This window comes from Paenalcaligenes suwonensis (assembly GCF_011290505.1).
Lineage (GTDB): Bacteria > Pseudomonadota > Gammaproteobacteria > Burkholderiales > Burkholderiaceae_B > Paenalcaligenes > Paenalcaligenes suwonensis.
This window is the reverse complement of sequence record NZ_JAANPV010000015.1, coordinates 20,758-29,625: the sequence shown is the minus strand read 5'-3', so window position 1 is coordinate 29,625 and position 8,868 is coordinate 20,758. Positions and strand designations below refer to the sequence as shown.

The 8,868-nt window shown below is 49.8% G+C and carries 13 protein-coding genes; all 13 read right to left on the bottom strand.

Annotation, left to right across the window (positions count from 1 at the left end):
- Window positions 1-1,366: 1,366 nt before the first annotated feature.
- The 13 genes from rpsQ to GY634_RS16760 all read right to left on the bottom strand — a co-directional run bounded on the left by rpsQ (window position 1,367) and on the right by GY634_RS16760 (window position 8,862).
- Window positions 1,367-1,648, bottom strand: a complete 282-nt coding sequence (rpsQ, locus tag GY634_RS16820) for a 30S ribosomal protein S17 (protein ID WP_166409877.1) — start codon at window positions 1,646-1,648, stop codon at window positions 1,367-1,369.
- A 1-nt stretch (window position 1,649) separates the two neighbouring features.
- The gene (rpmC, locus tag GY634_RS16815; protein ID WP_135866154.1) at window positions 1,650-1,841 is read right to left on the bottom strand and encodes a 50S ribosomal protein L29; all 192 of its coding nucleotides are present in this window, start codon (window positions 1,839-1,841) and stop codon (window positions 1,650-1,652) included.
- A 9-nt stretch (window positions 1,842-1,850) separates the two neighbouring features.
- On the bottom strand, window positions 1,851-2,267 hold the full coding sequence (gene rplP, locus GY634_RS16810) for a 50S ribosomal protein L16 (RefSeq protein ID WP_166409876.1): 417 nt from the start codon (window positions 2,265-2,267) through the stop codon (window positions 1,851-1,853).
- Between the two features lie 2 nt (window positions 2,268-2,269).
- Window positions 2,270-3,040 (bottom strand): 30S ribosomal protein S3, encoded by a 771-nt coding sequence (rpsC, locus tag GY634_RS16805; RefSeq protein WP_166409875.1) that lies wholly within the window; start codon window positions 3,038-3,040, stop codon window positions 2,270-2,272.
- Window positions 3,041-3,049: 9 nt separating this feature from the next.
- Window positions 3,050-3,376 (bottom strand): 50S ribosomal protein L22, encoded by a 327-nt coding sequence (rplV, locus tag GY634_RS16800; protein WP_135866148.1) that lies wholly within the window; start codon window positions 3,374-3,376, stop codon window positions 3,050-3,052.
- Window positions 3,377-3,379: 3 nt separating this feature from the next.
- Entirely contained in the window at window positions 3,380-3,655 is a 276-nt protein-coding gene (gene rpsS / locus GY634_RS16795) for a 30S ribosomal protein S19 (RefSeq protein ID WP_135866146.1), read from the bottom strand.
- Between the two features lie 11 nt (window positions 3,656-3,666).
- Window positions 3,667-4,494 (bottom strand): 50S ribosomal protein L2, encoded by an 828-nt coding sequence (rplB, locus tag GY634_RS16790; RefSeq protein ID WP_135866144.1) that lies wholly within the window; start codon window positions 4,492-4,494, stop codon window positions 3,667-3,669.
- Entirely contained in the window at window positions 4,494-4,790 is a 297-nt protein-coding gene (rplW, locus tag GY634_RS16785) for a 50S ribosomal protein L23 (RefSeq protein ID WP_135866143.1), read from the bottom strand. Before rplW ends, rplB begins: the two co-directional genes overlap by 1 nt.
- Window positions 4,787-5,407, bottom strand: coding sequence for a 50S ribosomal protein L4 (rplD, locus tag GY634_RS16780; RefSeq protein WP_166409874.1), 621 nt, complete (start codon window positions 5,405-5,407; stop codon window positions 4,787-4,789). Before rplD ends, rplW begins: the two co-directional genes overlap by 4 nt.
- 2 nt (window positions 5,408-5,409) lie before the next feature.
- A complete protein-coding gene (gene rplC, locus GY634_RS16775; RefSeq protein ID WP_166409873.1) occupies window positions 5,410-6,084 on the bottom strand; it encodes a 50S ribosomal protein L3 in 675 nt (224 codons plus the stop codon).
- A 172-nt stretch (window positions 6,085-6,256) separates the two neighbouring features.
- Entirely contained in the window at window positions 6,257-7,060 is an 804-nt protein-coding gene (locus GY634_RS16770) for a class I SAM-dependent methyltransferase (RefSeq protein WP_166409872.1), read from the bottom strand.
- 15 nt (window positions 7,061-7,075) lie between these two features.
- Window positions 7,076-7,840, bottom strand: coding sequence for an ABC transporter ATP-binding protein (locus tag GY634_RS16765; RefSeq protein WP_166409871.1), 765 nt, complete (start codon window positions 7,838-7,840; stop codon window positions 7,076-7,078).
- Window positions 7,841-7,842: 2 nt separating this feature from the next.
- Window positions 7,843-8,862 (bottom strand): FecCD family ABC transporter permease, encoded by a 1,020-nt coding sequence (locus tag GY634_RS16760; protein WP_166409870.1) that lies wholly within the window; start codon window positions 8,860-8,862, stop codon window positions 7,843-7,845.
- Between the last annotated feature and the right edge of the window lie 6 nt (window positions 8,863-8,868).

Below are 8,868 nucleotides of genomic sequence, written 5' to 3'. Positions count from 1 at the left end.
AAGTAGCTCGTCGCTGCCGTTGCAGCTAAACTAGAGAAGCGAAATTATGAAGCATTTTGTTTTTGGTGTCAAGTGTTTATTTTTCAAAACATTCAAACCGAAACTACTTCAAACTTCTCACAGAACTTAACTTTCAAACTTGAAAACTAACTTCTGTGCTCTGCAGCAAAGAAAGAAACTTTAACATAATTTTTCAAGCAATGTCAAACTTTATTTTCTTGCTAATCATTCTTTCGAATGACTCGCAACGCCCCGAAGGTTGTTGCTGCCTTGCTGAACAATCTGTTTGTTTAGCGAAGAAAGTAACTATAGCTGTTTTTTTGCATGTGCGTCAACCCCTTTTTGTTATTTTTCTTACAAAATACTGCAAATAGTTTAAAACCTAGGTTTTTAGACCCCTAGAGGCTGTAGTCTGGCCTGTTTAAGCCTGTAACCACTACAGATTACATAAAACACTGAGCCTAGTTGCTGCAACATAGTCCCATATGCCAGCTCAGTACATAAACAGTACCATCTTGAGATACCGCCCTACTCTATATCTATATAGTGTAGTAGGCAGACCCTGATTCTTAATCACTCTATATATAGAAGCAGGCCTACACAAGCTGAAGGCATAGTTGTTTGCTTAGCCATATACGGTCTATGCAAGGTGCTTTTTACAGAACAGCCACTGATAACGCAAAACACTCACATCAGGCTTGGCCACAACAACCCAACATTGCTTCACTGTCATCATCAGCCCATCTTCTATATAGAGGGGGCTACCTTCTTATATATAGCAGGATAGTTAAGCACTCACCCTATAGGCTTCGTTGCATCTGTTGCTCTTCTATATAGATAGGCAGGAACATAGAAACCGACCTGATATTTCTTCCTAGCCCCCGCACAACACATAGACCAGGATTCAATAGCGGTAATCCAGTCGCACGTTTTTATAGAGGGACACTAGCAACTATCCGTTAAGGGTTTGCCACAACATTGATCGTTGCCGGTCATATAGTTCGACTCGCCGTTCACTCACCGCTTACTACTCTATATATAGAGAAGCCGTAAAACACCTCTATATAGATCACCATCGTTCAGTGATCAGTATTGCGACTGCAGCTCTGCCAGCACGGACCAGGCAGACTCGTTATTCGTGGTGAGCGGTAGCGCTATGCCTTTTACACAACAAGGCCAACAGTGATGCTGCAACTTGTATGCCTAACAACAAAACCCTGCTACACCTAGGCATACCTCAAACGAAGCTAGCTATAAAGGTAGTACGAAAATCACCCTCTATATAGCTACGTTAAGAATGGGCATAAAAAAAGCCCGACTCAAAAGAATCGGGCTTTTCCACGTAACCGAAATTACGTTGTACGCATTAGATAGCGCGAGATGCTGTTACCAGGCGCACTACAGACCACGATTTACCGCGGCTGATCGGACGACCTTCAGCAATTTCCACTACATCGCCTTCGTTGTACTGGTTTTGCTCATCATGCGCTTTGTACTTGTTGGTACGAATCATGATCTTGCCGTACAAAGGATGTTTTACGCGACGCTCTACTAGAACGACAACGGTTTTATCCATTTTGTTGCTGACCACGCGACCTTGCAAAGTACGCTGACGCTTTTGCGTTTGGGTTGTTTGCGTTTCGCTCATCTTACTTTCCTGCGTTCTCAGCCATTACGGTACGAACACGAGCGATGTCGCGACGTACTTTGGATAGCTGGCTGGTGTTGGAAAGCTGCTGAGTTGCACGCTGCATACGCAGACTAAATTGTGCTTTCAGCAGACTCTCGAGCTCTGCATTGAGCTCGGCCGTATCTTTAGCACGGAGTTCACTGGCTTTCATGAGATCTCCTTAAGCACCAATGTGGCGCGATACAAAGGTCGTAGAAATAGGCAGCTTAGCGGCAGCCAGGCGGAACGCCTCACGTGCCAATTCTTCGCTTACACCTTCCATTTCGTACAACACTTTGCCAGGTTGAATTTCAGCGACCCAGAATTCCGGACTACCTTTACCGCTACCCATACGTACTTCAGCAGGTTTCTGCGAAATAGGTTTGTCAGGGAAAATACGAATCCAAATACGGCCACCACGTTTGATGTGACGGTTGATCGCACGACGAGCTGCTTCGATTTGGCGAGCAGTCAAACGGCCACGGCCGGTTGCTTTCAAGCCAAAGTCGCCGAAGGACACCAGGTTGCCACGAGTGGCTAAACCAGTGTTACGGCCTTTCTGCTCTTTGCGATACTTTCTGCGTGAGGGTTGCAACATAGTTATTCTCCTTCAGGCGCAGGAGCAGCAGAATCGCGACGTGGGCCACGGCCACGACCTGGACGACGACCTTCTGGACGTTCGCCACGAGGACGGCGGTGACGGCGCTCTTCTGGAGCAGCAGCTTCTACTGGCATTTCGCCGTTAGGAAGCATGTCGCCTTTGTATACCCATACCTTGATACCGATAATACCGTAGGTTGTGTGAGCTTCTGATGTTGCGTAGTCAATGTTGGCACGCAATGTATGCAGAGGCACGCGACCTTCGCGGTACCATTCTGTACGGGCAATTTCAATACCGTTCAGACGACCAGCGCTAGCAATCTTGATACCTTGTGCACCCAGACGCATTGCGTTCTGCATAGCGCGTTTCATGGCGCGGCGGAACATAATACGTTTTTCCAATTGCTGGGCGATGGAATCAGCGATCAACTGAGCATCGGTTTCTGGCTTGCGAACTTCTTCGATGTTCACGTGAACAGGAACGCCCATCAAACGCTGAAGGTCAGCCTTCAAGCTTTCGATGTCTTCGCCACGTTTACCAATTACTACGCCTGGACGGGCGGAGAAAATGGTGATGCGGGCGTTTTTGTTTGGGCGCTCGATCAGCACACGGCTTACCGAAGCGTTCTTCAGTTTTTTCTTCAGGTACTCGCGTACTCGGATGTCGTCAGCCAACATGCCGGAGAACTCGTTGTGATCAGCATACCAACGAGAGTTCCAGTTGCGGTTAACGGCGAGGCGGAACCCAATTGGGTGAACTTTTTGTCCCATTGTGACTCCTTAACCGACCTTAACCACAATGTGGCAGGTCTGCTTCTCGATACGGTTACCGCGGCCTTTGGCACGAGCAGAGAATCGTTTCAATGACTGTGCTTTGTCCACAAAAATTGTGGTCACGCGCAGTTCATCGATATCGGCACCGTCATTATGTTCAGCATTAGCAATAGCGGACTCAAGCGCTTTTTTGATAATACCGGCGGCTTTCTTTGGCGTGAAAGTCAGAGTATTCAGTGCGTAAGAAACGCTTTTGCCACGGATCATGTCCGCAACCAAGCGTGCTTTTTGCGCTGAAATACGTACGCCACGAATTGTTGCTGTGGTTTCCATCGCTTATCTCCGAGACTTCTTGTCCGCAGCGTGACCCTTAAATGTACGGGTCAGAGCGAATTCGCCCAGCTTATGGCCAACCATGTTCTCGTTTACGTAAACGGGAACGTGTTGACGGCCATTATGCACGGCAATAGTCAGCCCAATGAACTCGGGCAGGATGGTTGAACGGCGAGACCAAGTTTTGATCGGCCGTTTATCGTTGCCCGCGACCACTGCATCGACCTTTTTGATCAGATGCTCGTCTACAAATGGGCCTTTTTTAATCGAACGTGACATGTGTACGCCCCTTACTTGCGCTTACGACGCGAGACAATCATATTGTCTGTGCGTTTGTTACGGCGGGTACGGTAGCCCTTAGCAGGGGTACCCCATGGACTGACCGGCTCGCGACCTTCACCTGTACGACCTTCACCACCACCGTGTGGGTGATCGATCGGGTTCATGGCTACACCACGTACGGTTGGGCGAATACCACGCCAGCGTGTCGCACCAGCTTTACCGATTTGACGCAGGCTGTTGTCTTCGTTACTTACGGAACCGATAGTTGCGCGGCAATCAATGTGCACACGACGAACTTCACCGGAACGCAGACGAATCTGAGAGTAAGCACCATCACGTGCCAACAACACAGCGGATGCACCAGCGGAACGAGCCAACTGAGCACCTTTACCTGGCAACATTTCGATGCAGTGAATTGTTGCACCGATAGGAATGTTACGGATAGGCAGTGTGTTACCAGCGCGGATAGGAGCATCCTGACCGGATACAACAGTTGCACCAACTTCCAGACCACGTGGAGCAATGATGTAACGACGCTCACCATCGGCGTAGCACAACAAAGCAATGTGGGCTGTACGGTTAGGGTCGTATTCCAGACGTTCTACTTTCGCAGGAATACCATCCTTGTTGCGACGGAAGTCAACAATACGGTAATGCTGTTTGTGACCACCACCACGGTGACGTACAGTGATGTGACCGTTGTTGTTACGGCCAGCTGTACGTGATTTTTTCTCCAGCAGGGGAGCGTACGGTGCGCCTTTGTGCAACTCAGAGTGCACAACTTTCACCATGCTGCGACGGCCTGCCGAGGTAGGTTTTACTTTAACGAGTGCCATTAGTTCACCTCAGTAAAGTCGAGTTCCTGACCCGCTTTGAGCGACACATATGCTTTGCGCTCGTTGCGGCGGCGACCTTGGAAACGGCCAAATCGTTTTGCTTTACCGTTCTGGTTCAGAACCTGAACAGATTCAACTTCAACCTTGAACAAGTGCTCAACAGCAGCCTTGATTTCAGGTTTAGTTGCGTCAGCGGCAACGCGGAAAGCGATTTGCTGATTCAGCTCAGCAACCATCGTGGCTTTTTCAGTCACGATAGGAGCTAGGATGACTTGGTATAAACGCTCTGTGTTCATCCCAGGATCTCCTCGAGTTGAGCGATAGCTGCCTTAGTGATCAACACTTTTTTGAAGTGGATCAACGATACGGGGTCAGCATAACGCGGTTCGACCACAGCAACGTTTGGCAGGTTACGCGTAGCCAGATAGAGGTTTTCATCAAATGCGTCAGTAATGAGCAACACTGAATCCAGACCCATGTCTTTCAGCTTGGCTGCAGCCAATTTTGTTTTTGGTGCATCCACAGCGAAGTTTTCTACTACAGCCAAACGGTCATCACGAGCCAACTGAGAAAGAATAGCGCGCAGACCTGCACGGTACATTTTCTTGTTAACTTTGTGGCTGTAGTTTTCTTCGCCAGTGTTCGGGAACGCGCGACCACCCCCACGCCACAGCGGGGAAGAGGACATACCAGCACGAGCACGGCCTGTACCTTTTTGCTTCCAAGGTTTGCGTGTGCTGTGGGAAACGGTACCACGGGTTTTCTGCTGACTGTTTGCACTGCGAGCGTTAGCTTGGAAAGCAACAACAATCTGGTGAACCAGAGATTCGTTGAATTCGCGACCAAACACTACATCCGATGCAGCAACGGTGGAAGCAGCTTGACCCTGATCATTCAGGAGCTTGAGATCCATGATTAGGCTCCTTTAATGGCGGGACGTACAACTACGTCACCATTTTTGTGACCTGGAACAGCGCCACGTACCAACAACAAACCGCGCTCGGCGTCTACACGCACGATATCGAGGTTTTGTACTGTACGAGTAACGCTACCCATGTGACCAGCCATTTTCTTACCTGGGAACACACGGCCTGGATCCTGAGCCATACCGGTAGAACCGGGGGCACGGTGAGACAGTGAGTTACCGTGGGAAGCGCGCTGACTAGAGAAGTTGTGACGCTTGATAACACCGGCAAAACCTTTACCGATAGTTGTACCAGTTACGTCTACCTTCTGGCCTGCTTCGAAAATGCTTTCTACAGCCAGAACAGCACCAGCGGTGTGCTCAGCTGCTTTTGCAGGGTCAAGACGGAATTCTTTAAGGATGCTACCAGCTTCAATACCAGCTTTAGCATAGTGACCAGCGGCAGCTTTAGTGACGCGCGTTGCGCGGCGAGTGCCGTATGCCACTTGAACAGCAGCGTAGCCATCCACTTCAGGGGTTTTGACTTGTGCGATGCGATTGTTGGACACGTCTAGCACAGTTACTGGCACGGATTCACCGTCTTCAGTAAAAATGCGAGTCATGCCGACTTTACGCCCAACAAGTCCCAACCGCCAAGCGGCAGGCACAGGTGTCGAGTTCGACATCTTTTTCTCCATTCCCGACTGCGATTGGTCGGGGCTAATGTACTTTATGAATGTACCAAAAAACTTGGCTTTTCTAGCCAAGCCCTAAATATTATCACCAAAGCAATACTCAAACAAGCACGATTTTGTCAAGTGTGGTATTCATCAAGACTATTTAGCTGATTGCAATCAATCATCTACCGACTTTATCCACATCCCAGGAAATCATGGCCCAACGGGTGTCGCCCCCACCCTGCTGAGCACGCTCGTCATCTTCGGCATACCACTCTTGTAAGGCGTTCACTTGCTGAGTCGTTAACTCACCAAAGGTCCACTCTACTTTCCCAATGAACTCCTCTACGCTTTTAGTACCTGCCAAGCGCCCGGGAAAGCAAAGGTAGTCAATGCGCGGGTGAAATCCCATAGAAAACAAGATGTTCACGATGTAGATGTAATCTGGCAAACCACGTTTTTGCTTGCCCAGTACGTCGGCAATGGCCGCATCACCAAAATGCCCATCTACTAAGTGTGTCATGTAGCATCGCTTGGTCGCTTTGCTGGTCATCTTCTGCAATGCATCCTGCATGTCGGCAACCAAACTGGAACGCGACGCCACTACGATGTCACACACTGGCACATCAGACCAATCGTCGTACCATGACTTATTCAACGTTGCCACGGTGGTTAAACCCGCCTCGACAGCATGTTCTTGCATGCGCGCTAGCATTTCAGCGCTGTAATCTAATCCATACACCTGCTGTAAATGCGGTGCGACCGTAATACCAATGGTGCCGGTCCCACAGCCTACATCCAGCAAGGTGTGGGCATCCGTTAAATCCATATGCGCCACAAACTGGCTGGCATACTCACTTTGTAGTGGTTTGCCTTTGAGCTCTTTAGCACGTGCATCCCACGAACTCGCCGTTTTAGCCGCCCTATCACTTTGACGCATATGATCACGGTACATCTGCGCAAAGTCCACATCATGAATCAGCATATGGTTTTCCTATAGTTAATACACGCTAGGCAGATGTTGCCTAACTGTAGCCTCATCCAAATCATACAACTTGGCTACATGGTGTGCGGTCATGGTCTGACGAGTAGGACCTACTGCCTGTAGCCTACCCGCTTTAAACAAGGCGACACGATCTGCTATCTGTAATGCATGTTCTGGCTGATGCGTGCAAAGCAAAATACCCATACCGTGTTGCTGCAATGCTTGTATATGGGATAACACGCGTAATTGATTACCGAAGTCCAAACTAGCCGTGGGCTCATCCATCACCAACAGGCGTGGCTGCTGCGCCAAGGCTCTAGCAATTAATACTAGCTGCCGTTCACCGCCACTAATCTGTGTGTATGGCCTATCTACTAAGTGCAGCATTCCTACCTGCTCTAAGCAGTCACAAGCAATCTGCTGATCGCGCTCTGACGGACTAGAAAACATACTCAAACAAGCAGTGCGCCCCATCAACACCACCTCTAACACACTAAAGGCAAACACTGCCGCATGCGCCTGGGGTACGTAAGCAATCTGCCTAGCTACGTCCTGTCGCGTCCATGCCTGCAACGGCTTGCCCATGATCTCTATCTGCCCTGCCAAGCTCGGCAACAACCCCAGCAGGGTTTTAAACAAGGTGGATTTACCACTGCCATTAGGCCCTAATAAACACAGTACTTCTTGTGGCCAGACGCACAAACTGATGTCCGTCCCCACACTACGGTGTTTGCTGTAACCAATACGAACATCACGTAACTCAACAATAGGTGTGGTCATTGTTAGGGAGTGCTCTTACGCGCCAATAGAAATAAAAAGAAGGGCGCCCCCACTAACGAGGTCAATACGCCCAATGGCAGCTCAATGGGTGCAACGGTTCTTGCCAACGTATCGGTAAGCAGTAAGAAAATACCGCCCAGCATTAACGAGGTGGGCAGCAACTTACTGAAGTTGGGCCCCACGAATAAACGCGCCACATGAGGAATGACCAACCCCACCCAACCAATAATGCCAGTAAAAGAAATGGCACTAGCCGTTAGCAACGTAGCCGCTACGATGAGTACTGCGCGTAAACGTTGCACAGGCACGCCTAGCATTTGTGCCTCTTCATCAGGCAGGCTCAGCAAATTCATGCGCCACCGTAACAATAACAGCGGTAATAAACCGGCAAGCATCCACGGCAGTGCCCACAACATTTCGTCTTGATTAATACTATTAAGCCCACCGAGCAGCCAGAAGGTAATCACCGACAATTGCGAATAAGGGTCGGCCAAAACCTTAACCAGCGAAATCCCTGCCCCCAATAAAGAGCCTACCGCTACCCCTGCTAACACCAGCACCAACACGGGGTCATGGCGACGCACCATACGTGCAATGACATAGACGAACAAAACCGCTAGCAGCCCACCCACAAAGGCCAGCAGTTGCACCCAAAATAAGGACAGCCCTAAATAGATAGCGACCACGGCACCTAAACCCGCTCCCGCAGACACCCCCAAAATATCGGGCGACACTAAGGGGTTTCTAAACATGCCTTGATACGCCGCACCCGCTGCCGCCAGTCCCGCCCCCACCAGCAATGCAGCCGCTATGCGCGGAAACCGTAGCTGCCATATCACTGTGTTGGCTGTGCTGCCACGGCTCTCAGCGGTAAATGGGCTATATAGCGCCGCCCCCAGCTCGGACCAACTTAGTGGGTACTTTCCTGCAAATACGGCGACCACCACCGCACCGACTAAAACGCACCACAGTAGTAGCCAATACCCATAACCCACGCGTGTGCTTATACCTTGTGGTGTCATATGCCT